Source organism: Arthrobacter sp. YA7-1, from assembly GCF_025960325.1.
Lineage (GTDB): Bacteria > Actinomycetota > Actinomycetes > Actinomycetales > Micrococcaceae > Arthrobacter > Arthrobacter bambusae_A.
Genome location: NZ_CP110114.1, coordinates 3,116,713 through 3,140,145, shown reverse-complemented (window position 1 = coordinate 3,140,145; position 23,433 = coordinate 3,116,713). Strand labels below are relative to the sequence as shown.

General features: G+C 64.1%; 21 protein-coding genes. 15 read left to right on the top strand and 6 right to left on the bottom strand.

Going from position 1 to position 23,433, the window contains the following annotated elements; translation table 11 throughout:
- Nucleotides 1-80: 80 nt before the first annotated feature.
- Both OIT41_RS14660 and OIT41_RS14655 read left to right on the top strand, forming a co-directional pair.
- Nucleotides 81-1,244, top strand: coding sequence for a trans-sulfuration enzyme family protein (locus OIT41_RS14660; protein WP_264636672.1), 1,164 nt, complete (start codon nt 81-83; stop codon nt 1,242-1,244).
- Nucleotides 1,245-1,379: 135 nt separating this feature from the next.
- Nucleotides 1,380-2,351: an MIP/aquaporin family protein gene (locus OIT41_RS14655; RefSeq protein WP_241710571.1), complete on the top strand. Its 972-nt coding sequence runs from the start codon at nt 1,380-1,382 to the stop codon at nt 2,349-2,351.
- 51 nt (nt 2,352-2,402) lie between these two features.
- Here the strand turns inward: OIT41_RS14655 and OIT41_RS14650 are convergent, their stop codons facing one another.
- On the bottom strand, nt 2,403-3,653 hold the full coding sequence (locus OIT41_RS14650; protein ID WP_372489706.1) for an MFS transporter: 1,251 nt from the start codon (nt 3,651-3,653) through the stop codon (nt 2,403-2,405).
- 114 nt (nt 3,654-3,767) lie between these two features.
- Between OIT41_RS14650 and OIT41_RS14645 the strand changes: the two genes are divergently transcribed.
- The gene (locus tag OIT41_RS14645; RefSeq protein WP_241710573.1) at nt 3,768-4,742 is read left to right on the top strand and encodes a LysR substrate-binding domain-containing protein; all 975 of its coding nucleotides are present in this window, start codon (nt 3,768-3,770) and stop codon (nt 4,740-4,742) included.
- A 33-nt stretch (nt 4,743-4,775) separates the two neighbouring features.
- On the top strand, nt 4,776-5,690 hold the full coding sequence (locus tag OIT41_RS14640) for an N-acetylglucosamine kinase (RefSeq protein WP_241710574.1): 915 nt from the start codon (nt 4,776-4,778) through the stop codon (nt 5,688-5,690).
- A 123-nt stretch (nt 5,691-5,813) separates the two neighbouring features.
- On the opposite strand, the gene OIT41_RS14635 is transcribed toward OIT41_RS14640, so the two are convergent.
- Nucleotides 5,814-6,857 (bottom strand): pirin family protein, encoded by a 1,044-nt coding sequence (locus tag OIT41_RS14635; RefSeq protein WP_241710575.1) that lies wholly within the window; start codon nt 6,855-6,857, stop codon nt 5,814-5,816.
- A gap of 56 nt (nt 6,858-6,913) precedes the next feature.
- Between OIT41_RS14635 and OIT41_RS14630 the strand changes: the two genes are divergently transcribed.
- From OIT41_RS14630 to OIT41_RS14600, 7 genes are all read left to right on the top strand, one after another.
- Complete coding sequence (locus OIT41_RS14630) at nt 6,914-7,372, top strand: NUDIX hydrolase (RefSeq protein ID WP_264636671.1); 459 nt, start codon at nt 6,914-6,916, stop codon at nt 7,370-7,372.
- A gap of 137 nt (nt 7,373-7,509) precedes the next feature.
- Nucleotides 7,510-8,595, top strand: a complete 1,086-nt coding sequence (locus OIT41_RS14625; protein WP_274619756.1) for an ABC transporter ATP-binding protein — start codon at nt 7,510-7,512, stop codon at nt 8,593-8,595.
- The gene (locus OIT41_RS14620; protein WP_241710578.1) at nt 8,595-9,305 is read left to right on the top strand and encodes an ABC transporter permease; all 711 of its coding nucleotides are present in this window, start codon (nt 8,595-8,597) and stop codon (nt 9,303-9,305) included. The genes OIT41_RS14625 and OIT41_RS14620 overlap by 1 nt, the downstream gene beginning before the upstream one ends.
- Nucleotides 9,302-10,048: an ABC transporter permease gene (locus tag OIT41_RS14615; RefSeq protein WP_241710579.1), complete on the top strand. Its 747-nt coding sequence runs from the start codon at nt 9,302-9,304 to the stop codon at nt 10,046-10,048. The genes OIT41_RS14620 and OIT41_RS14615 overlap by 4 nt, the downstream gene beginning before the upstream one ends.
- Complete coding sequence (locus OIT41_RS14610) at nt 10,045-10,989, top strand: ABC transporter substrate-binding protein (protein WP_241710580.1); 945 nt, start codon at nt 10,045-10,047, stop codon at nt 10,987-10,989. Before OIT41_RS14615 ends, OIT41_RS14610 begins: the two co-directional genes overlap by 4 nt.
- 229 nt (nt 10,990-11,218) lie before the next feature.
- The gene (locus OIT41_RS14605) at nt 11,219-12,439 is read left to right on the top strand and encodes a pyridoxal phosphate-dependent aminotransferase (protein ID WP_078108262.1); all 1,221 of its coding nucleotides are present in this window, start codon (nt 11,219-11,221) and stop codon (nt 12,437-12,439) included.
- A 50-nt stretch (nt 12,440-12,489) separates the two neighbouring features.
- A complete protein-coding gene (locus tag OIT41_RS14600) occupies nt 12,490-13,344 on the top strand; it encodes a PPK2 family polyphosphate kinase (protein WP_241710581.1) in 855 nt (284 codons plus the stop codon).
- On the opposite strand, the gene OIT41_RS14595 is transcribed toward OIT41_RS14600, so the two are convergent.
- Nucleotides 13,341-13,601: an exodeoxyribonuclease VII small subunit gene (locus OIT41_RS14595; protein WP_241710582.1), complete on the bottom strand. Its 261-nt coding sequence runs from the start codon at nt 13,599-13,601 to the stop codon at nt 13,341-13,343. The two genes, OIT41_RS14600 and OIT41_RS14595, sit on opposite strands and share 4 nt — an antisense overlap.
- A gap of 3 nt (nt 13,602-13,604) precedes the next feature.
- Nucleotides 13,605-14,888, bottom strand: a complete 1,284-nt coding sequence (xseA, locus tag OIT41_RS14590) for an exodeoxyribonuclease VII large subunit (protein WP_241710587.1) — start codon at nt 14,886-14,888, stop codon at nt 13,605-13,607.
- A gap of 405 nt (nt 14,889-15,293) precedes the next feature.
- Here xseA and OIT41_RS14585 point away from each other — a divergent pair, with 405 nt between their 5' ends.
- Complete coding sequence (locus OIT41_RS14585; RefSeq protein ID WP_264636670.1) at nt 15,294-16,109, top strand: hypothetical protein; 816 nt, start codon at nt 15,294-15,296, stop codon at nt 16,107-16,109.
- Nucleotides 16,106-17,191: a 4-hydroxy-3-methylbut-2-enyl diphosphate reductase gene (locus OIT41_RS14580; protein WP_241710584.1), complete on the top strand. Its 1,086-nt coding sequence runs from the start codon at nt 16,106-16,108 to the stop codon at nt 17,189-17,191. The genes OIT41_RS14585 and OIT41_RS14580 overlap by 4 nt, the downstream gene beginning before the upstream one ends.
- Nucleotides 17,192-17,207: 16 nt before the next feature.
- On the opposite strand, the gene rmuC is transcribed toward OIT41_RS14580, so the two are convergent.
- Nucleotides 17,208-18,440: a DNA recombination protein RmuC gene (rmuC, locus tag OIT41_RS14575; protein WP_241710585.1), complete on the bottom strand. Its 1,233-nt coding sequence runs from the start codon at nt 18,438-18,440 to the stop codon at nt 17,208-17,210.
- A gap of 123 nt (nt 18,441-18,563) precedes the next feature.
- Between rmuC and ychF the strand changes: the two genes are divergently transcribed.
- Both ychF and OIT41_RS14565 read left to right on the top strand, forming a co-directional pair.
- Nucleotides 18,564-19,649 (top strand): redox-regulated ATPase YchF, encoded by a 1,086-nt coding sequence (gene ychF / locus OIT41_RS14570; protein ID WP_078108300.1) that lies wholly within the window; start codon nt 18,564-18,566, stop codon nt 19,647-19,649.
- Between the two features lie 1,575 nt (nt 19,650-21,224).
- Nucleotides 21,225-21,728 (top strand): hypothetical protein, encoded by a 504-nt coding sequence (locus OIT41_RS14565; protein WP_241710586.1) that lies wholly within the window; start codon nt 21,225-21,227, stop codon nt 21,726-21,728.
- A 106-nt stretch (nt 21,729-21,834) separates the two neighbouring features.
- On the opposite strand, the gene OIT41_RS20890 is transcribed toward OIT41_RS14565, so the two are convergent.
- Entirely contained in the window at nt 21,835-23,079 is a 1,245-nt protein-coding gene (locus OIT41_RS20890; RefSeq protein ID WP_319801822.1) for a Fic family protein, read from the bottom strand.
- Between the last annotated feature and the right edge of the window lie 354 nt (nt 23,080-23,433).

Here is a 23,433-nt window from a genome sequence, read left to right as displayed (position 1 = left end):
ATCCATTCATTTGCACTGTCAATATCCGAATTATTGCCAGATACTAACCGAATTCAACGGTGAATAATTCAAGGAGAACTGTGACAGCCATCGACACACTCGCAGTCCACGCGGGCCGGACAGGACTCACGGAACAGGGCGTGCACGCCGTTCCCATCGACCTTTCAACCACTGCGCCTTTGCCTTCAGTCCACGACGGCGGCCTCGCGTACGAGCAGATGGCCACGGGCGGCGTGCCCCTCGACGGTCAAAGCACCGTGTACCAGCGTCTCTGGAATCCTACGGTAGCCAGGTTCGAAGACGGCGTAGCGGCGCTCGAGGGCGCAGCGCAATCCGTCGGTTTTGCCTCAGGCATGGCCGCGTTCAGCGCGGTGCTGCTCGCCGCCCAATCGGAAGGCAAGACGCACGTGGTTGCGGTGCGGCCCCTCTACGGCGGCACGGACCACGTGCTGGCCAGCGGCCTGCTTGGCAACCAGGTCACGTTCGTCAACGCCGACGGCGTGCGGGATGCCCTTCGTCCGGACACCGGCCTGGTGGTGGTGGAGACCCCCGCGAACCCGAGCCTGGACCTCGTGGACCTGAACCGCCTCGTGTCCGACGCCGGAGACGTACCGGTTCTTGTGGACAATACGTTCGCGACGCCGATCCTCCAGCAACCGCTCAAGCACGGCGTCGCGATGGTGCTCCACAGTGCCACGAAATTCCTGGGCGGCCACGGCGATGCCATGGGCGGTGTCGTGGCAACGAGCGTGGAGTGGGCCACGCGGCTGCGCCGGGTCCGTGCCGTGACCGGCGGCATCCTGACTCCGTGGCCCGCGTACTTGTTGCACCGGGGCCTGGCGACCCTTCCCATCCGGGTGCGAGCCCAGCAGGACCACGCCCACAAGATCGCTGCTGTGCTCACGAGCCACGAACTGGTCGCAAAGGTCTATTACCCGGGGCTTCCCGAGTGCGATCCCCTGCACTTGGTGGGCACGCAGATGAGCGGCCCGGGCTCATTGATGGCTTTCGACCTCGAATCGGCCGAGCATGCGGAACGCATTCCCGGCGCCGTCCGCCTCATCACGCACGCGGTTTCGCTGGGCGGCATCGACACGCTGATCCAGCACCCCGCCGGACTGACCCATCGCCCGGTGGCCCCGGAGGCCAAGCCCCAGGCGCGCATGCTGAGGCTTTCCATCGGCTTGGAAGATCCGGCCGACATCATCGAGGACCTGGTCCAGGCTATCGAGTCCACCCGTTAGCGTGTCCCGGAGCTGCCGTGAGCCTTGGTTACCCAAGGCAATCGACTGGTTACCTTGAGTCACTCGCACTACCATGAAATTACTGGGGTTGTCAATTTCCAAAGGTGAATCGGATGACTCAAGGAGGCACTCGGAATGAGTGATGTCAGTCCACTAAGGAATGCAGTCCGCAAGGGAAGTGGCCTCAAGCAACTGGGTGGTACTTGGGGTGAACTCCTCGCCGAGTTCCTCGGCACGTTTGTCCTGATCGCTTTCGGCGACGGCGTCGTGGCCATGGCAGTTGCCGCCTTGCCCGGCTCGGGACGGGCCGCGACGTCGACCACGATCTTCATGGCCGCCGGCGACTGGTTGTTGATCACGTGGGGATGGGCCATCGCCGTCACGATGGCAATCTACGTCGGCGGCGGGGTCAGCGGGGCCCACATCAATCCGGCCGTGACGCTCGCTTTCGCGGTGCGGCGGAAGTTTCCGTGGAAGAAGGTGGGCCCCTATATCCTTGCCCAGATTGTCGGCGCGTTCGCCGGTGCCGCGCTGGTGTACCTGCTCTACCACGATGCCATCGACGCCTATAACAAGGCAGTCGGCACTGGGCGCGGGGATCCGAAGGGCCTGGCCACCTACTCCATTTTCGCCACGTTCCCGGCACCGTACTTCAACGGGAATCCCGTGGGGCCGCTGGTGGATCAGGTTGTTGGCACGGCTTTCCTCGTTTTGTTCGTCGTGGCGATCATCGACATGCGCAATACCGCCGTACAGGCGAACCTGGGTCCGTTCATGATCGGGCTGGCGGTGGCGGCGATCGGCATGTCCGTGGGCGCGAACGCGGGTTACGCGATCAACCCTGCCCGTGACTTCGGACCGCGGTTGTTTGCGTGGCTCGCCGGATGGGGCCAGACGGCGATGCCGGGCACTGTAGACGGGTCGTTCAGTTGGTATTTCTGGATCCCGATCATCGGCCCCCTGGTCGGTGGAGTGATCGGTGTGCTGATCTACGACTGGTTTATCGGGGATGTGCTCCATGCGCGCACCCTGCTGGCGGAACCCACGCTTCCGGGACGGACCGGCGCGGACATCCCCCGGGCGTCCGAACCTAAGCAAGCAGCCTAGGGATAGCTCAATCCCGGGGCTGATCCGCCGAGCCGTGCGGCGCGCGCACGGTCACGCGGAGGAGCCGACGACGGCGACCTGGCGCGCCGGGGACCGGTGCACGACGGCGGTGATCACCGCCGTCGTGCACGCCAGTGCCATGACCGTCAAGGCGAGCGCCGTCCAGCCGAAAGCCTGGAAGGCGAGTCCTCCGGCCCAGCCGATGATGCTGGAACCCAGGTAGTAGGAGAGGTTGTACAAGGACGCGGCTTGCGCGCGGCCGCTCGTCGCGATGGTCCCGGTCCAACCTGCACCGATGCTGTGCGCGGCGAAAAAGCCGCCGGTGAAGACCACCAAGCCGGCCAGAACGGCGGCGATGTTGTCCCACAGGGTGAGTCCAAGGCCGGCTGTCATGGTCACTATCCCGGCGAGCAGGACCGTGCGGCGGCCGAATCGCATGGACAAGCCGGCTCCCCAGCGGGAGCTCACGGTTCCCGACAAATAGGCCAGGAAAATCAGGCTGACGACCGTGGCGGGAAGTCCGAAGGGCGCGGCGTGGAGTCGGAATCCGAGGTAGTTGTAGACAGCCACGAATCCACCCATCAACAGGAACGCTTGAACGTATAGGGCCAGCAGCCGCGGATTGGAAGAATGGCCCGCCAGCGTCTTCATGGCTCCGCGGAAACCTCCAGCGGAACGGGGCGTGAAGCGTCGCGGCTTCGGGACCAGCAGCAGGAACAGGGCGGCAGACACTGTCGCCAGGACGGAGACTGCGAAGGCTGCGGCCCGCCAACCCCACAATTCACCGATGGGTCCCGCGAGCAGGCGGCCGGCCAGTCCGCCGAGGGTGGTGCCGGCGACGTAGCTGCCCGCGGCCAGCGCAGCGTGCACTTTGTTGACTTCTTCATTCAAGTAGGCGATCGCGATCGCCGGAATACCGCCGAGGGCCATGCCCTCCAATGCCCTCAAGGCGAGGACAAGGGGGAAAGTGGGAGCGAGGGGGACAAGCAGGCCCAGGACGGTGGCGGCCGCGATTCCGATGGCCATCGCACGCACGCGGCCGATCTTGTCGGCAACGAAAGACCAAGGCAGCACCGTTGCCGCGAGGCCTACCGTCGCCAAGGAGATGGTGAGCGCCGCCTCTGCAGCCGTGATGTGCAGTTCGTTCGCCATGAGCGGCAAGACAGCCTGGGTGGAGTACAGCTGCGCGAAGGTGGCCACCCCGGCGAGGGCCAGGCCGGCGAGGATCCGCCGGTACGCGGTGGAGCCTTTCAGGTGGCCCTCCCAGTCGGACTCGGCAGGGCTCGGGGATGTTGCGCTTATACTCACCTATCCACAGTAGGGCGAGCCTAAGTGATGACTCCAATGCATTAGTTATTTAGGATTGATAGCAGATCTGGATGATTTACACGGCGGTCGATCTGAGATTGGACAAGCATGGACATCGAACACAAGCAATTGGTCCAATTACTCCCGTTGCTGCCACTGCTGGCCGAGCTTGGCCGCACCGAACATGTCACCGAGACAGCCGAACTGCTCGGAGTACCCCAATCGACGGTGAGCCGGGCGCTGGCCCGGGCAAGCGCCGTCGTCGGAACCGAGCTCCTGATCCGTGAGGGGCGCGGCGTCCGCCTGACCCCTGCCGCGAAGACGCTGATTCCCTACATCGAGGCGGCGCTCGCGGAATTCCAAGCGGGGCTCGACGTGGTCCGCCACGAGTCCGACGTCGTCCGCGGTCGAATCGCCGTAACCTTCCAGCACACCTTCGGCGAGGCGACGTTGCCACTCCTCATGAGCGCGTTCCGGAGCCGGCACCCCACCACGGCTTTCGAGCTGAGCCAAGGAGCGCGCGCCGCCTGCCTTGAATCACTCACCGCCGGTGACGCCGACTTCGCGTTGACGGCACCCGTGGCGGGTCCGGGCAGGAACCTTGGCTCGGCGGCGCTGTACCGCGAGCCGCTGCGGCTCGTGGTCCATCACCGCCATGCAGTGGCCCGGCGGCCCAGCGTGAGGCTCGCCGAGCTCAAGCACGAGCCGTTCGTTTCCATGGGCCCGGGCTTCGGCCTGCGCTCGCTGACCGACGCGATCTTCCGGGATGCGGGCTTTCGCCCAAGAGTCGCTTTCGAGAGCCAGGATTCGCACACCATCCGCGGGCTCGTGTCCGCCGGCCTGGGGTACAGCATCCTGCCGCCCGGGGGACTGGGTCCGGGACCCCAAGGGGTTCTGGATTCCACCGACCTGGGGTGGGTGGAAGTACCGCTCGACTCGGAACTCGCATACCGGGAGATAGGGATAGCCTGGCGCGACCGGCGCAAGGAACCGGACCCTGTCAGGCTTTTCCGCGAACTCGTGCTTTCCGAAGGGCCGGGGCTGCTCGCCGGCCTTGTCAAAGCGCGGTCCGGAAGCCAATAGGAGCACCAAGCGGCCCGCGCTAGGCTTTTGGACGTGGAGACTGCAGAGAACGCGACGCCCCGGCCCGACGTAACGGTCATCGGGCTCGACATCGGTGGCACGAAAACCCGCGGCGTCCGTTTCGAAGACGGCAAACCGGTCCGCGACGAAAGCACCGGCAGCTCCAACGTCCAAAACGTCAGCCGGGAGACGGCGGCCAGGAATCTCGCCGAGCTCTTCGCCATGATCGGTGGCGGCGACGTTGACCGCGTCCTCGCCGGCGCAGGCGGAATCGACACCGACGCCGATGCCCGCGCCCTCGCCGAGCTGATCGAACCCCATGTCCCCGGCGCCCAGGTCACGGTGGTCCACGATTCCCGCCTCCTGCTGGCGGCAGGCCGGGCCAGCACGGGAGTGGCGGTCATCGCCGGGACCGGATCCGCGGCCTGGGGTAAGAACGCCGAGGGGGAAGAAGCCCGTGCCGGCGGCTGGGGTTTTCTCCTGGGCGACGAGGGCAGCGGTTACTGGCTCGGCCGTGAGGCGGTGCGCCACAGCCTCCGCAGGATGAACAAGGGGCTGGAACCGGATGGCCTCACAGCGGCCCTTTTGGAATCCTGCGGGGTGGACGATCCAAACAAACTCATCGCGCTTTTCCATTCGGAGGACACCGACCGGCGGTATTGGGCCCAGCGCGCAAGCGCAGTGGTCGAGACTGCACGCGAGGGGCTCGAGATCAGCCGCCAACTTCTGGACCAGGCAGGACGGGATCTCGCGGAGCTCGCGGCGCAGGCCGTCCGGCAACTGGGCCTCTCCGGTCCGGTGATTCTTGGCGGCGGGCTCGGGATGAACGTGGAACCCTTGCAGTCCGCATTCCGGGCGGGACTGGCCGCGCACGGAATCACCGATGTGCGCGTCCTGGACCAGGAACCGGTTTTCGGTGTGCCGCGGATTGTCGCGGAGCTTCCTTAGCCGGGCACGGACCCAGGGGCGACGCGCAAACGGCCAGCGGACCCGGAGAGAGACCGGCGACACGCGGAGACCGGAGTCCCGAGCCCTGCTCTGTGTCGCCACGCCATTTGGGTGTCGGGACCGTTAGCCAGTAGCCCTGTTCCGGGACCTCGGCTTGAGCTGGACTCCCGGCATGGGCGGTGCGGCGATGCGCCCGGCTTCAGCTCCGGCGTCGGGCCCGTGGCCGTGGATCCAGCCGAATCGGGCATTGCGGGCATCCTCGTCGTTCAGGAGGGCCTGGGCTTCCCAGTCTTCGCGGGCCTGCTCCACTTCCTCGTGCGTCCGGCCCACGAAGTTCCACCACATCAGGATGTCCTCTTCGAAGGGTTTGCCGCCCAGGAGCATGAAGCGGGTTCCCGGAGCTGCCTCAAGCCGGAGCGATTCCCGGCCCATGCCGAGGAAGGCCAGGGGACCGGGGTCGACTTCTTGGCCGTCGATCACCGCGGAGCCGTCCAGGACCAGGACGGCATGCTCGAAACCGGGATTCAGCGGCATCTCGACGGCGCCCGAGGCTGAGACTTCGACGCCGACTATCGGGCTATACATGATCGCGGGGGAGCGTTGTCCGGCAAATTCACCCACGAGCACAATCGCCGTGAAACTGTCGGCGGCGACCACCGGAAGGTCCACGATCTGCTGGAACGACGGCGCCCGGTGCCTTACGGCGTCGGGCAAAGCGACCCACAACTGCAGGCCGCGGGACAGCGGCAGGAGAGCGCCGCCGTCGGGCGCGTTCGGGTCGAGTCCTGCCGGGAGGACGCCGAACTCGGAATGCGAAATGCCGCGGCCGGCCGTCATGATGTTCAACTGCCCGGGACGGACCACGACGTCGCTGCCGACGCTGTCGCGGTGCCGCACCTCGCCGTCGAGGGGCCAGGTGACAGTCTGCAATCCCATGTGCGGGTGGGGAAGGACGCTCATTGCGACGCGATCCGGGCCGAAGCTGTCGAGGAAACACCAGGCTCCTACCGTCGGCATCCCGCGCTGGGGGAGGGTGCGGGAGACATTCATGGCCCGGACGCCGCCGAGGGGAACCTCGCGGGCCGGCCAGAGCTGCACAAAGGGTCGTTGCCCGGGATGTCCGGCCGGGCAGACTTCCTGCGACGGGGCCGTTTCCAAGTTGGTCACAATGCAACTCCCTGTGCTGAACGGTGTTCCCTCCAGCTTAGGCCTAGGCTGGCTCCATGAGCATCCAGTTCGACACCCGCCCGGCCGCGTACGGAGTGGTCATCCGCGACGGAGCGATCCTCCTCGCCTATTGGAAGCAAGACGGCAAGGAAGGGTGGACCCTTCCCGGAGGAGGCCTGGACCTGGGGGAGCATCCCGTGGACGGCTGTCGCCGCGAGATCCAAGAGGAAACCGGGTACGACGCCGATATCGGGCCGATGCTCGGAATCGACGTCGGCCACTGGCCGGGTGAAGAGCGGCTGGACGGATCCGACCGTGATTTCCAGGCCATCCGGCTGGTCTACGAGGCGAGCATCACGGGCGGAGAATTGACACACGAAATAGACGGCAGAACCACCCACGCCGCATGGGTGCCGCTGGGCAAGGTTCCCGGACTGAACCGGGTATCGCTGGTGGACATCGGCCTCCGCCTGCACAGCGAGCGGCCACTCAACGGAAAACTGCAGTCGCCCTGAGCATTGCCGATTCATTACGGTCTTCGCGCCTGCGCTGACATCGTCGGTGGCGCTGGTTAGGCTGTAGAACATCAGTTCACTGTTGATTGACTTCCATCGTTGATATTTGCGGCCCGAAAAGTTAGGTAAGCCCCGGAATGGCTGAAGCCATGATTGAGTTCCAGAGCGTCACCAAGCAGTATCAGGGTGGGCAACCCGCCGTTGATGGATTGAGCATGTCCATCGACAAAGGTGCCATCACCGTTTTCGTCGGGCCCTCGGGCTGCGGAAAGACCACGTCCCTGCGGATGATCAACCGCATGGTGGATCCCACCTCGGGCACCATCACCGTGGACGGCAAGGATGTTTCGAACGAACCTGCCGCCCAGTTGCGCCGCTCCATGGGCTACGTCATGCAGTCTTCGGGACTCATGCCGCACCGTTCGGTCCTGGACAACATTGCCACCGTTCCACGGCTCAACGGCGTTTCCAGGGCGGCAGCCCGCAAACGCGCGGAAGAGCTGCTCGACGTCGTCGGGCTGGCTTCGGTGCTCGGCAAGCGGTACCCGTCCCAATTGTCCGGCGGCCAACAGCAGCGCGTCGGGGTAGCCCGTGCGCTCGCGGCGGACCCACCCGTGCTGCTCATGGATGAGCCTTTCAGCGCCGTGGACCCGGTAGTCCGCGACGAACTCCAGCAGGAACTCCTGCGGCTGCAGCGCGAACTGGCCAAGACCATTGTTTTCGTGACCCACGACATCGACGAAGCCACCGTGCTCGGTGACAAAGTGGCCGTCTTCGCCGTCGGAGGCAAACTGGCGCAATACGCGGCACCGGAGGAGATCCTCCGGGCCCCTGCCAATGACTTCGTCGCCTCGTTCGTGGGCCGCGACAGGGGATTCCGGCACCTTGCCTTCAACGGCGCCGAAGCTGTTCCGGTACATCCGGTCAAGACGGTGGAGGTCCCGCAGGTTGCCGCGGGGAGCACAGAATGGGCCTTGGTGCTCGACGGCGACTCCCGGCCCCTGGGGTGGGCCTCGCCACGCGACGGTGCCGGGCTGATTCCCGGAGGCTCTTTGTTCCGGCGCGGGGATACGCTCCGCCGGGCGCTGGATGCCGCCTTGTCCTCGCCTTCCGGCCTTGGCGTGGTGGTTGACGACGACGGCAGGCTCGTCGGCGTCCTCAAAGCCGATGAAGTGCTGGCCCTGATCGAAGTGACCCGGCACAACCGGGAGGACGCCCCCTGATGGAATGGTTCCTGGCGAACAGCGGCATGGTCTTCGAACGGGCCGGCGAGCACCTCATCCTGGCTTTGATTCCCATGGTTTTGGGACTGCTCATCGCGGTGCCCCTGGGGCAGCTGGCCCGTCGGAACCGTACCCTCAGGGCCGTGGTCACCACGGGAAGTTCGCTGCTTTACACCATTCCTTCCCTGGCGCTTTTCATCATCCTGCCGCCGATCCTGGGAACCCGGATCCTGGATCCGCTCAATGTGGTGGTCGCCCTCACCCTCTATGCCGTTGCCCTGCTGGTGCGGGCTGCCATGGACGCCTTCGATTCCGTGGACGACGACCTCCGCATGGCGGCTGTGTCCATGGGATTCAAGCCGACCGCACGCTTCCTGCAGATCGACCTTCCGCTCTCCCTGCCGGTGCTGTTTGCGGGCCTTCGCGTGGTGTCAGTCAGCAATATCTCCCTCGTGAGCGTCGCCGCGCTCCTGGGCGTCGGGAACTTGGGAATGCTGTTCACTGACGGGCTGCAGCGGGCGTTCGTCACAGAGGTGGTGGTGGGCATCATCGCGATCCTCCTGCTGGCCCTCGTCATGGACACCGTCCTGGTCCTTCTGGAGAAGCTGCTGACGCCCTGGACGCGGGTCGGTGCGGTCACCGCCAAGCAGGATGGCAAAACAGCGCAGTTCATCGCTGATGCCCGGGTCCACGCGGAGGCAGGCCGATGAGCAACATCTTCGTTGACACCATCGCGTGGCTCACGGATCCGGCCCACTGGTCAGGAAGCGACGGAATCGCCACGAGGCTCGTGGAGCACCTGCAGTACTCGGGGCTGGTGCTGGTGATTGCCGCGGCCATCGCCGTGCCGGTGGGTCTCTTCATCGGCCACACGGGGCACGGGCGCGTCGTTGCCGTGGCGTTTGCCGGCGCTTTGCGGGCCCTTCCCACCCTTGGCCTGCTTGTACTCTTCGCCTTGTTGGCCGGGAGCGGTCTCATGCCACCCGTCTGGGCCCTGGTCATCCTGACCGTGCCGCCCCTCCTGGCCGGGACCTACGCGGGGATTTCCAGCGTGGATCCGACGGTGGTTGACGGTGCCCGGGCCATGGGCATGACAGAACTCCAGATCTTGTTCCGTGTGGAGCTGCCCAACGGACTCCAAGTCATGTTCGGCGGCATCCGCACTGCGGTCCTCCAAGTCATCGCAACGGTTTCCGTGGTGGCGTATCTTCCGCTGGGCGGCCTGGGGCGTTATCTTTTTGACGGATTGGTCCTTCAGGACTTCCCCCGCATGCTCGGCGGGTCACTGCTCATCGCGGCGTTGGCAATCGCCGTCGACCTCGTTCTGGCCTTGGCGCAGAGGATGCTCCTCCCGCCCGGGCTTTCCATCGATTCCCACGGCGGCCACAAGGCCGCCGGAGATCTCGCAGCCACCGCACCAGCGGGGGCTGCCGTTCAAGGAGGTACCGCATGAAGCAACCCGTCACCCTGACCCGCCGCGGGCTCGGCGGCCTGGCGGCCGGCGTCGGCATTGCGCTTGCATTGAGCGCATGTGGCGGCAGCCCGCTGTCCAGCCCGTCCACCAACGCCCCCTCCGGGGCCGGTGGCTCGCTCGTCGTGGGCTCGGCAGATTTCCCCGAGAGCCAGGTCATCGCCGAAATCTACGCCGGAGCACTGAACGCCGCCGGCGTCACCGCTACGACGAAGCCCAATATCGGATCCCGCGAAATCTACTTCAAGGCGGTCCAGGACGGTTCGATCGACCTCGCCCCCGACTATTCCGGCAACCTCCTGTCCTACCTGGACACCAACGCCTCGCAGGTCTCCGCCGACGACGTCTACAAGGCGCTTCCCGGGAAGCTTCCGCAGGGCCTGGGAGTACTCGACCCCGCCAAGGCCGAAGACAAGGACGCCATGGTTGTCACGAAGGCCACGGCGGAAAAGTACCAGCTCAAGTCCATCGAAGACCTCGCCAAGAACTGTGGAGACTTCACGATTGCGGCACCGGCAACCTTTGAGACCCGCGCCTACGGACTCCCGGGCCTCAAGGCCAACTACAACTGCGTGCTCAAGGGCCTGAAGCCGTTCAGCGACGGAGGCGGCAACCTGACACTGCAGGCGCTGCTTTCCAACGACGTCCAGGTTGCCGACATCTACACCACCACGCCGTCCATCCAGGACAACGCGCTGGTTGTCCTGGATGACCCCAAGAACAACTTCAAGGCCCAGCAGGTCCTCCCGCTGTACAACATGGCCAAGATGACGGACAAGGCGAAGCAAGCGCTCAACAACGTGTCCAAGATTCTGACCACGGACGACCTCATCAACCTCAACCGCGCCGTGAGCGGCAACCAGAAGCAGAATCCCAAGGATGCCGCAGCCGCTTGGCTCAAGGACAAGGGGATCGTGAAGTAAGTCCCCACCGCCTCCCTCGCCTCGCTCCGCTCGTCCAGGGAACCCTCCCCGCCACCTCCCCAAAACTCGCAAGCTCGATTGGGGCCCCTCGGTGGCGTGGGCCCAGGCGGCGGAGGCCCGTGCAAAGGACGACGGCGGCGAGGAACCCTTGTGGGGGCCTCGCCGCCGTCGTCGTCAATGTGAGTGATGTCTCAACGGAAGTACATCCCCGGTGTGGCATATTTGATGAATGGCAGAATTCAAGCAGTCCACCAAGCTTCATAATGTCCTTTACGACATCCGTGGACCGATTCTTCAGGCCGCCCAGCAGATGGAGGCAGAGGGTCACCGCATCCTCAAACTGAATATCGGAAACCCGGCACCGTTCGGATTTGAAGCGCCGGACGCGATTTTGGTGGACATGATCCGCCATCTGCCCCATGCCCAGGGTTACAGCGATTCGCGCGGAATTTTCTCGGCCCGTACCGCCGTTTCGCAGTACTACCAGACCCGTGGCATCCAAAACATCCACGTTGACGACATCTACCTTGGCAACGGCGTCAGCGAGCTCATCACCATGTCGCTCATGGCGTTGCTGGAAGTGGGAGACGAGATTCTCATCCCCACTCCCGACTACCCGCTCTGGACCGCCTCGGTAGCACTGGCCGGCGGCCGTCCGGTCCACTATCTGTGTGACGAAGAATCGGGCTGGCAGCCGGACCTTGAGGACATGGAATCCAAGATCACGCCGCAAACCAAGGGCATCGTGGTCATCAACCCCAACAACCCCACGGGTGCCGTGTACCCGGAGGAGACCCTCAAGAAGATCGTGGCACTGGCCGAAAAGCACGGCCTTGTGGTGTTCGCCGACGAGATCTACGAGAAGATCCTCTACGAAGACGCCGTCCATGTGAACCTTGCCGCGCTCACCGGCGACGACGTCCTCTGCCTGACGTTCAGCGGACTGTCCAAGGCCTACCGGGTGTGCGGCTACCGTGCCGGCTGGATGGCCATCTCCGGTCCCAAGAAGGACGCCGCAGACTACCTCGAGGGCATCAACCTGCTCGCCAACATGCGTTTGTGCGCCAACGTGCCGGCACAGCATGCCATCCAGACCGCCCTCGGGGGCCACCAAAGCATCAACGATCTCATCCTGCCCGGCGGCAGGCTCCTTGAACAGCGGAACAAAGCCTACGACCTGCTCAATGCCATCCCCGGCGTGAGCACACAACAGGCCAGGGGAGCCCTCTACCTGTTCCCGAAGTTGGACCCCGAGGTCTATCGCATCCGCGACGACGAGAAATTCGTCCTCGACCTGCTCAGGGAACAGAAGATCCTCGTCTCACACGGACGGGCCTTCAATTGGGTGCGTCCGGACCACTTCCGCATGGTGACCCTGCCAAACGTCAAGGATATTGAAGAAGCGATCGGCCGCATGGCGGACTTCCTCGGCCGGTACCAAGGGAACTAGCCTGTTGTGCAGGCCGCGACGACTGCGGCCAGACCAGAGGAGAAGCCCACATGGCCGCTGCAGTGCGTTTCAAGCACAGTCCGTCGAAGGAACTGAAGGCCGGGCCGGGCTTCCTGCTGTCCGGTGTGGACCCGGAATCCACGCCGGGCTACAAAGGGAAGAAGTCTGACGGCGTCGCGTTGCTTGCCGCCCAGGACGAACGCTTGGACGAACTGCAGGAGATGCTCTTTGCGGAGGGAAAGTTCGGATCGTCCAAACGCGTGCTGCTGATCCTCCAGGCCATGGATACTGCGGGCAAGGGTGGGATTGTCGAGCACGTCGTCGGGTCCATGGATCCCCAAGGAGTCAAGGTTGCTCCGTTCAAGGCTCCAACGGACGAGGAGAAAGCCCACGATTTCCTCTGGCGGGTTGAGAGGTCCCTTCCCGACGCCGGATTCGTCGGGGTCTTTGACCGCTCGCACTATGAGGATGTGCTGATTCACCGGGTGCACGGTTGGGCCAACGAGGCCGAACTGGAGCGGCGCTATGCTGCCATCAATGAGTTCGAGGCACGCCTCGCCGAACAAGGCACGGCGATCGTCAAGGTCATGCTCAACATCAGCCGCGATGAACAGAAGGAACGCCTGCTTGCGCGCTTGGACGACCCGTCCAAGCACTGGAAGTACAGCACCGGCGACCTCAAGGAGCGCGCGTTTTGGGATTCCTACATGGAGGCCTACCAACTCGTCTTCGAGAAAACCTCAACCGAAGTGGCGCCTTGGTATGTGGTTCCGGCGAACAAGAAGTGGTTTGCGAGGATCGCTGTCCAGGAACTTCTCCTGGAGGCCCTCGAAAAGCTGGACCTGGCGTGGCCCGCTGCCGACTTCGACGTGTCGGCGGAACGGGCCCTGGCCGTCCGCTCCTAGCCGGCGGTCGGGCTGTCGTCGTCGCCCTTGCTCCGGGCCGCGGCCAGCCTCCTGCGGGCGCCCTCCAGCCACTCCTCGCATCGCTTCGCAAGAGCTTCGCCGCGTTCCCAGAGGGCGAGTGATTCCTCAAGGCTCGCTCCACCCGCTTCAAGGCGGCCGACAACGGCCACGAGCTGCTCACGGGCTTCCTCGTAGCTGAGGGCGTCCAGGTTCTCAGCCGTAGCCTTGGCTGCAGGGGATGTGCTTTCTGCTGTCATTTCTTAGTCCTCGTTTTGCTGGTGCTTGCTCGGGTGGGCGGCAGTTCCGGACGATTCGGAGGATCCGGAAGATACGGCGGCAAGGCGGCCTTCCGCCAGCCGAAGGGTCAGTCCAGTGCCTTCAGGGGCTTGGTCCGGGCTCCGGACGACGTCGTGGCCCACCCCGTCCGCCCCGGCAACCTGGACGACGGCGTACCCGCGGTCGAGCGTTTTTTGGGGGGACAACGCCCGTACCTGGGCGCGGAGGTGATGCACTTGGTCAAGGGCGCGGACAACCGCGGAGCTCACCGCGGTGTGTGCATGTTTCCGGAGGCGCTCGATGTCCTCTTCCCGTGCCGTGACCATTCCCTCGGGTGACGCCAGTACAGGTCGCGATCTCAACGCGTGGAGTCGATCCGTTTCGCGGTCCACCAAGCGGCCGACGCCGCGGCGTAGCTGCTCGCGGGCCTGACGTACCGTCGCCAATTCCTCGACGACGTCAGGGACGATCCTCTTCGCGGCATCGGTGGGCGTGGAAGCGCGAAGGTCGGCGACATCGTCCAGGATGGGGTGGTCTGCTTCGTGGCCGATAGCGCTGACCACCGGGGTGGTCGCCGCGGAGACTGCCCGGACCAGTTCCTCGTTGCTGAACGGAAGCAGGTCTTCCAGGGCTCCGCCGCCCCGGGCGATCACGATCACATCCACGTGCGGGTCGGCGTCGAGTTCCTTGAGCGCAGCCAGGATCTGGTTGACTGCGGTGACGCCCTGGACTGCAACCTCCCGGACGGCGAATTCGACGGCGGGCCAGCGAAGGGCAGCGTTGCGCAGAACGTCCTTCTTGGCGTCCGAATCGCGGCCCGTGATAAGCCCGATCCGGTGGGGGAGGAGGGGCAGCCGCTTCTTCCTCGTGTCCGAAAACAGCCCTTCGGCGCCAAGGGCTTGGCGCAAGCGCTCGATCCTCGCGAGGAGATCGCCGAGGCCGACGGGACGGATGTCCTTGATGGACATGTTGAGCCGACCGGTCTTGAGCCAGAATTCGGGTTTCACCAGGGCCACGACGCGTGAGCCACGCTCAAGCGGCATCTTCTGGCGGTCCAGGACATTGGACCACAGGGACGCCGGCAAGGAGATTTCGGCGTCGGTGTCCCGCAGCGTCACGAAAGCGCTGCTTCCGCGCCGGTTGAGTTCGATGACCTGGCCTTCGATCCAGGCTGCCGGGGCGCGTTCTATGTGAGTCTTGAGCTTGCGGGACAGCAGCTGCAGCGGCCAAGGATTGTCGGGACTTGTCTCCGACGCCGTCGCGGGCAGGGTTGACTCTGCCTTCGTGGATTCTTCCCCGGAGGACGTCTCTTCCCGGGCTCCGGCGTCGGGGAGGCCCGAAATCGGCAACGCCCGCGGCGCGCCGCCGGGTAGGGCATCATGGGACACGCGGGTAGCCTCCTGCGGGTGGCTTGTGCATGGTTCCGTCCTCGCTGGTACTTTGCTAAGGGGTGCCGGAAGCACTGCTGCTACCAGTGCTACTGAAAATCGCTACCGGAAAGCCGGCGGCAGGCTTCCAACTCTATCCATACCTTGTAGCATGCATGACCGACATTTACCCGTCGTCGCTCCGCCTGGAACTGCTGCACTCCAATCTTGAGGAATCCATTGCGTACGTTCGTCTCTGCAATCGCAGTGATCTTTGCCCTTTTGCTCACAGGAATCGCCGTCCCTATGGCATGGACGGACGTCAATATCGTCCGGGAAGACGGGTTTGTGGCGCTCACCGCGCCGATCGGGAAGGACCAGTCGTTCCAGGCCCGCCTGGCTGCCACCGCCGTCGCAAGCCTTGAATCAAAAGTCAATCTACCGGCGCCCGTGGAACAACTTGGTGCTTCATTCCTCAAGGACGCGGCCACGGCAATGACCACATGGCCCGAATACCCGCAAGCGTGGAATGAAACCGTACGCCGGAGCCACCAACTGAATTTCACGGGCAACGGAGGCCCCGGGAACTCGACCTCGGGGACATCCCTGGTGCTCGACGTCGGGCCCCTGGTCAAGATCGCCGCGGACCGGCTGCACGCGGCAACCGGCCTCCCGATTTCGACGCCGGACTCCACCGTGATCAACATCGGGGGACCCGCCCAGCGCCAACAGGTGGACGCCATCGCGGCGTACGCCCCGATGTGGTGGATCCCCGGCCTCGGCGCCGTCCTGCTGTTTGCCCTGGGGCTGCTGGCCGCTAAGCGCAGGGGCGTGGTTCTCCTGTTCGCCGGACTGGGCTTGGCCGCCGTCGCGGCGTTGTGGCAAGTGGCGACGACCGTACTGAAGGGCGCAGGCGATGCAGGCCTGGGTGGAACCGCCACGGGTGGGCTTTTCGCGCGGGAGTTGGTGGCGGCGTCGGTCGACAATTTCACCGGCTGGATCACCAACGCATGGATTGCCGCGGGAGTGTTTGTGCTTCTCGGCCTGCTCGTCGTGATCTTCTTCTCCCGCAAGACGAGGCCGAGCGTGCGGGCGAATGCTGCCGGTAGCATGGAGGGATGACCAGCTCAGCAGTTTCCATTCCGATGCCCTCTGTCCCGCGTAGGCGTCGGACGCCGGAAGAGGTGCTGGCCGCCGCTCCGGTTTCCGGCCCCAAACGAGTCCTGCTCGCGGCACCCCGCGGATATTGCGCCGGTGTCGACCGCGCAGTCATCGCAGTGGAGAAGGCGCTGGAACACTACGGTCCGCCGGTCTATGTGCGTAAGCAGATCGTGCATAACGTGCACGTGGTCACGTCGCTGGAGGAGAAGGGTGCCATCTTCGTCGAGGAGACGGACGAGGTACCCGAAGGCGCCCTGGTGATCTTCTCCGCCCATGGCGTGTCCCCGGCTGTCGTGCAGTCTGCCGAAGACCGCGGCCTGCGCACCATCGATGCCACCTGCCCGCTTGTCACGAAGGTGCACCGCGAAGCCGTCCGCTTCGCCAAGGAAGACTACGACATTCTCCTCATCGGCCACGACGGTCACGAGGAAGTGGAAGGAACGGCGGGCGAAGCCCCGGACCACATCCAGATCATCAACGGTCCGCACGAAGTGGACAAGGTCACCGTGCGCAATCCGGAGAAGACCATCTGGCTTTCGCAAACCACCCTGAGCGTCGACGAGACGATGGAAACCGTCCGGATGCTCAAGGAGCGGTTCCCCACGTTGCAGGATCCGCCCAGCGACGACATTTGCTATGCCACCACCAACCGTCAAGTGGCCATCAAGAAGATTGCCCCGCAAGCTGACCTCGTCATCGTTGTGGGATCTGCGAACTCTTCCAACTCCGTGCGGCTCGTCGAAGTGGCGCTTGAGTATGGCGCCAAAGCCTCCTACCGGGTCGATTTCGCGAACGAGGTGGACGAGAGCTGGTTCGAAGGCGTCGCCACCGTGGGCGTAACTTCCGGTGCTTCCGTTCCCGAGGTCCTGGTCCAGGACGTTCTCCGATTGCTGGCCGATTACGGCTACGGTGCGGTCGAAGAGGTGGTGACGGCGGAGGAAGACCTGCTGTTCTCCCTGCCGAAGGAACTGCGCGCCACCCTCAAAGAGGCCGGAGACGTCACACGCGCCCTGGGCGGACGCGGGAACCGGCCGAACTCGTAGTCGGGGCCGAAGGCCCTCAGGCCGCGGATTCTCCTTCGATCAACTCGGGTGCGGCGAGGGTCCGCGGTACTGCTTCCACCGCCGGCGGTGACACCAGGCCGTCGGTGTCCATGGAATTGAGTTTCCGTGCCGTCGGCAAAACGCGTGCTTCGAGCGTTCCGACGAGTGCGTTGTAGCGATCCACCGAGGTCTTCAACGACGAACCCAATTTGCCCACGTTGTCACCGAGAGTGCCCATCCGTTCGTACAGTTGCCGGGCGAGCTCGAAGAGTTCCCGGGCGTTGTCCGTCAAGACGTCCTGGCGCCACGTGAAGGCAACGGACTTGAGAACTGCCAACAAGGTGCCGGGGGACGCGAGCACCACATTCCTGGACAATGCGTGATCCAACAGTGCCGGGTCCGCTTCGAGGGCCGCGGCCAGGATGGATTCCGCGGGCAGGAAGCAGATCACCAGCTCGGGTGAGTTGCCGGGGATGTCCCAGTACTTCTTCGATCCCAAGGCATCCACGTGGGACTTGAGCGCCTTCGCATGCGCGGTCAGCAGGGCATCAGTGCTATTGCCCGTCGACAGGATGCCGTTCTCCGCGGAGTGCTTGGTGTCGCCATGTCCTGTGCTGCCTTGTTCTTGGGCAGCGAGGTAGGACGCCAGCGGAACCTTTGCATCCACTACCAACTGCTTTCCACCCGGCAACTGGACCACAAGATCCGGCCGGATGGCATTGTCGGCGGAAGCGGAGTGCACCTGCTCGTGGAAATCGACGTGGCGCAGCATGCCGGCGGCTTCCACCACCCGGCGCAGCTGGACTTCACCCCACTGGCCCCTCGCACTGTTGGACCGGAGGGCGGAGGCAAGGGCGTGCGTTGAGCGCAGCAGTTGTTCATCGGACAGCCGGGCTTCCTGGAGTTGCTGGGCAAGCTGGCCGTACTGCTCCAAACGATCCCGTTCCAGAAGGGAGACCTGTTGCTGGACGGCTGTCAGCTTCTCTGCGACCGGGGCGAGGGCACGCAATACACTGCCATCCTGGTTCCTGGACTCGCTCAGTTCACGGTTCTGCGACAGCAGAAGGCGCCGTTCGGCGTCGGCCGCGGCAAACTGGGCGTTCACCGAGGCAAGCCGGGCCGAGACGCCGTCGAAATCTTCTTCGAGCGCCGCATTCCGGCGCCGGAACAGGACGAAGCCGGCCACCACACCGGCGGCCCCTCCGAGAAGAAGCATGAACAAAGCGAGAATTACTGCGAAACCATCCATGCTTCCAACCTTGGCATAGGGGTAGGACAATTTAGCGAAGCCGGGTCACGGCACCGGGGCGTGGGCTCCCGGGTTCTTCCCCGCAAAGCGGACAGGGGCACTCAACGGGTAGAATCAATGCTCGTGGCTCTTACTATTGGCATCGTCGGACTGCCCAACGTCGGCAAATCAACTCTTTTCAACGCACTGACCCGCAACCAGGTGCTGGCCGCGAACTACCCGTTCGCCACCATCGAGCCAAACGTCGGCGTCGTCAACCTCCCGGATCCGCGCCTGCAGAAGTTGGCGGAGGTCTTCGGATCGCAGCGCCTCCTGCCCGCCGTCGTCTCGTTCGTTGACATCGCCGGAATCGTCAAGGGCGCCTCCGAAGGCGAAGGCCTGGGCAACAAGTTCCTGGCGAACATCCGCGAAGCAGAAGCCATCGCCCAGGTCATCCGCGTCTTCGACGACCCCGACGTTGTCCACGTCGATGGCAAGGTCGATCCCCGCTCTGACATTGAGACGATCAACACCGAACTGATCCTGGCCGATCTCCAAACGATTGAAAAGGCCATTCCCCGGATCGAAAAAGAAGTCAAGATCAAGAAGCGGGAAGCTGCCGAACTCGCTGCGATCCTGGCAGCCCAGTCCGTGTTGGAACGGGGCGACACGATCTTCTCCTCCATCAAGAGCGACAAGCTCGAGATGGAGCACCTCAAGGAGCTCAGCCTCCTCACGGCCAAGCCCTTCATCTACGTCTTCAACTCGGACGAAGGAATCCTCGGCAACCCGGAGAAGCAAGAGGAACTGCGCGCCATGGTGGCGCCGGCGGACTGCATCTTCCTCGACGCCAAGCTGGAATCCGATCTCGTCGAACTCGACGAGGAAGAAGCCCGCGAGATGCTTGAGATGAATGGCCAGGACGAATCCGGCCTGGACCAGTTGGCACGCGTCGGTTTCCACACGCTCGGACTGCAGACCTACCTCACCGCCGGTCCCAAGGAAGCCCGCGCCTGGACCATCCACCGGGGCGACACCGCGCCGCAGGCCGCCGGAGTCATCCACACGGATTTCCAGCGCGGATTCATCAAGGCCGAAGTTGTCTCCTACGACGACCTTATCGACGCCGGGTCGATGGCCGAGGCCAAGTCCCGCGGCAAGGTGCGTATCGAAGGCAAGGAATACGTCATGGCCGACGGCGACGTGGTGGAGTTCCGCTTCAACGTCTAACCTTGGCGGGCTCGTTTAACGTGGGTCAGTTTAGTCACGCTGGATGTCAGAAAATCTGTCCAGCCCCGCCTTCCCGCGGGCGGCCCTTCGCTATTGCTTTGCAAGCAGTGGGTTCGGGGGTTCGAGTCCCGGTGCCTCCACCATATTGAAGAATGAAGGAGCCAGGCGTTTAGAACGCCTGGCTCCTTTGTTTTCCCAGTTCAGAAGCGGTTTTTGCCCGGAGGACTGGATCTTCTGGTCTCATGACACGACGCGGCGAAGAGCCTGGCCGGTAGTAGATCTGTCGATTTCGGTTGTAATTTGTGTTCATACCGTTAGTACTGACTGGCGAAACAGGGCTGCCATGGAGCTTGCCGGTCCAACACCGGACCCAGGAGCGCTTGGCATCACCGGGATACACACCGGAATTTTGCGCGTCGGCGGCATGGATCACACTTAAAGACCTCATCAGGTTGGAAAACGCCTCAGCACTTGGCCATGACGTCGTTGAGATTCTGGGTTCCTGGAGGCAGGACAATCCTTCCTTGCCGCTGGACCAACCCATCCACCAGCAGGGGATCCCACTGAACTCGCTCATGTGGGAGAAGAACCGAGTTTCCGAGGTCATACGCAGGTTTACGACGAGGATGGGTCGGGCGTGAAAAAAGCGCGGTGACGGGGCAGATTCAGCTGCGTGCGATGAAAGTTTTTGCGGTATTAGCCGCTTGCAGGAAAGACCCCGATGACTCCCCATAACTGGGTGTAGCTACGGTGGTTGAACCCCGGCGAACCCTGCGGCCGAGGCTCCGCTGCTTCCCGCAGAGGCCCCGAATCCGATGCCAACGCCTTCGCACTTCTCGTGGTCCGAACCGACCTGTCCGTGCCGGCACGGCCTTCCCTGCAATGTCACCCGCCGCCAACGCCCTGTCGACGCAAGTGCCGACCCAGTTTTATCAGGGCTAGGGACCTGGTCTGGGACCGCCCCGGGTTTGCTTGACTCCTTGAGTCAACGAAATCCGGGGCAGTCCCGAGACCCAGTCCGTTCGCAACGGAGGCCTACCGTCGAAACCCGTCCGTGACGATCCGAACGTGGATCGCTGCCGAGTTCAGCCGGACAACTGTGGCTCCGATTACGCTGCCAATGGGAAAGTGTGGTTGCCGTCGTCGAGCTTGACGCGTGGGCGCCTGGTAACGATGTAGAAGACGATACCGACGACTAATGCAAGACACTGTCAGTCCCTGGTGCCATGATCCAGCCGTGAGCGGACTGAATCAGAGCGGCGAACCCGAACCGGATCCGGTCGTGGTCCCCGATACGGGGATCGACTGGGCCCGTGCCGTGCGCGCGCACCAGGCGGTCCCGGTATGGGTGCGGCTGACCTTCGACGACGAGCGACCGGCTTGCACGGAAAAGGGCAGATCTTGGTTGGACCTGCCACCAAGTCGCTGTTGTCGCCCGGCCGGGCGGCGTAGAGTCCTCTTCCAAGAACGGTGGCATGGTCGATGACCTTTGGGGGCCTGGATCTGATGAATAAGACGTGGAGACGGACGATTGCCCGACCGTCTTTCTGGGGAGCCACGGCCCTTCAGGGACTGATGGCGTCCCAGCTTTTCGTCGCCGTTGGAGCGGTCTTGAATCCCGAGACAACATTCCGGGGTCAGGTATGGCCGAGCGGAGCGATCTATGCCGTGACGATAACGGTGTTCCTTTTCTTTTTTCCGTTGTTCACGCCGGATACCGTCAAGAACCCCGACAATCTTAGCGACGAGCAGAGCGCGACAATAGAGCTGGCGCTGCGCACTGGGACACTTCCCGCGGCCAGTCTGTTCGCAGATTGGGGTCCTGCCCTTGAACGAAGGCGCCGGGGTCTGGCAGTGGGCCGCTGGGTGCTGCCGGTCTTGATGGCTGGTTGCATCGCACTGAATGTTTATGACTCGGTGATTGACCCAAGCGGTGCTTGGTTTTACTGGATAAGTGCGGTTTTGTATGCGGTCATGGCGGTGACCGGTGAGGTCGGCATTCGGCGGAGAGCCCGCAGGATTCGGGCACTTAACCACCAACTCGAGAAGTTTCGCGAGGGAGAACGACACGATGCCTAGGCGAAGGTGCGGCCAGTCCAGTCTTCTTGGCCGCGGAAATAGTAGGAAAATGCCAATAACCCCCAATAACTCCGTATCCGGGCAAAGGACCGCCCCTTCGATTCGCTCAGCTACGGCCGCGCCGCCCGGCACGTTCCGCGAATGCGTCCAGAGCTGCCAGCATGTCAGGCGCCCGCCAGAACCGGCCTCTTTTGTATTTACCGACGCCGACGACGATCCCGGCTTCCTCCAGGGCGTCCAGGGCGCGCTTCTGGCGCATGTAGTCGAGGCCGAGCTTGGACTCCAGAACCGCTGCGTTGACGACTGGCTGGCTGGCAAGAAGATCCAGGACCGGCCACACAGCCGAGTCGCGGCGCGCTGTGATCCTGTCGGCCCAGCCCTCGGTGATGGCGACGACGTCGTTGGCAAGGGTCGTGCCGTTCTCAATGGCCCGGAACGCGGCCTCCGAAGTCACGGTGATGATCAACTCCGGGTCCCCGGCCCGGAAGGCACTGAGAGCAGCGTGATAGCCGCCGACGTTGGCGAGCAGCCCGGCGGAGACGGGGACAGTGACGTGCGAGGCCACGCCTCGGTGCTTGAGCATGGCGTGCAGCAAGGCCCGTCCGGTGCGGCCGTTGCCGTCGGTGAACGGGTGGATGGTCTCGAACTGGGCGTGCGCGATGGCGGCCTGGACGATCGCCGGGAGGTCCTGGCGCCGGGCATAGTCCATGACGTCCGTCATGAGCGCCGGGACGCGGATGTGATGCGGCGGGACGAATTCGGCGCCGATTGGACTGTATTGGCTGGTGCCGATCCAGACCTGTTGCTCGCGCCAGTGTCCGGCGACGTCGGCGTCGGACGTGCCGTCCATCAGGGCCCGGTGCATGTCCAGGACGCTCTCGGGCGTCAGGTGGTCGGCGGCGGCCAGCGCTGTCTCCATTGCCCGGACGTTGCGGACGACCAAGGTGGCGTTGGCCTTGTCTGCCACACCGAGCTCGGCCTCTCCCAGGCTGCGGGCGCTGGCGGTCAGGTTTTCGATCTGGGAGGAGGCGACTGATTCACTGCGCAGCATCAGGGACACGAACGGGCGCAGGTGCTTGCCGTAACGTTCGTCGAACCGGCTGATCTCCTGGGTGGCTTCCTCGGCCAGGGCTGCGACCCCGGGAGAGGGGAGGTAGGCCGATTTTGCGATAGTCGAAGGGATGAACGCCTCGTATGGCTGCCCGGCCATCCCGGACAGATAGTTGCTGGTGTGGAAGGCGTCCTGGGTCCCGGTCCACTCGTAGGTTTCATACTCGCCCGCCCGCCAGGTCAATGCACGGCCCAGGGTGACGTGCCCGTAGGTGCCGTCGCCGTGCTCAGGCTGATCCATGATCGCCTAACTGTAAGAATCTCTCGTGGATTCTTACATTTATACTCCTAAGCGTAAGAATCCGCTACGGATTCTCTCATTTAGATATTGATTGAGGGCCACGCCACCACCTCGGCCTCTGGTCGCCTCCATACGCAGAAGCATTGCTCCGCGGGATCACTGTCTGCGGTGACGGGAGAGATTCAACGGGGGAACCCAGGTCCCGGCGAGTTCCTCCGAGAGTTCGCGGCACCGGGACAACGGGAGGCCCCTGACGTCGTGGCCGGCGACAGCGAATGCGAGTCATCGTCAAGTCCGTGGCGACTTCGGAGCGCTCTGAGATGATGAACGCAACGTGCAGAGAGGGGCCGTTCT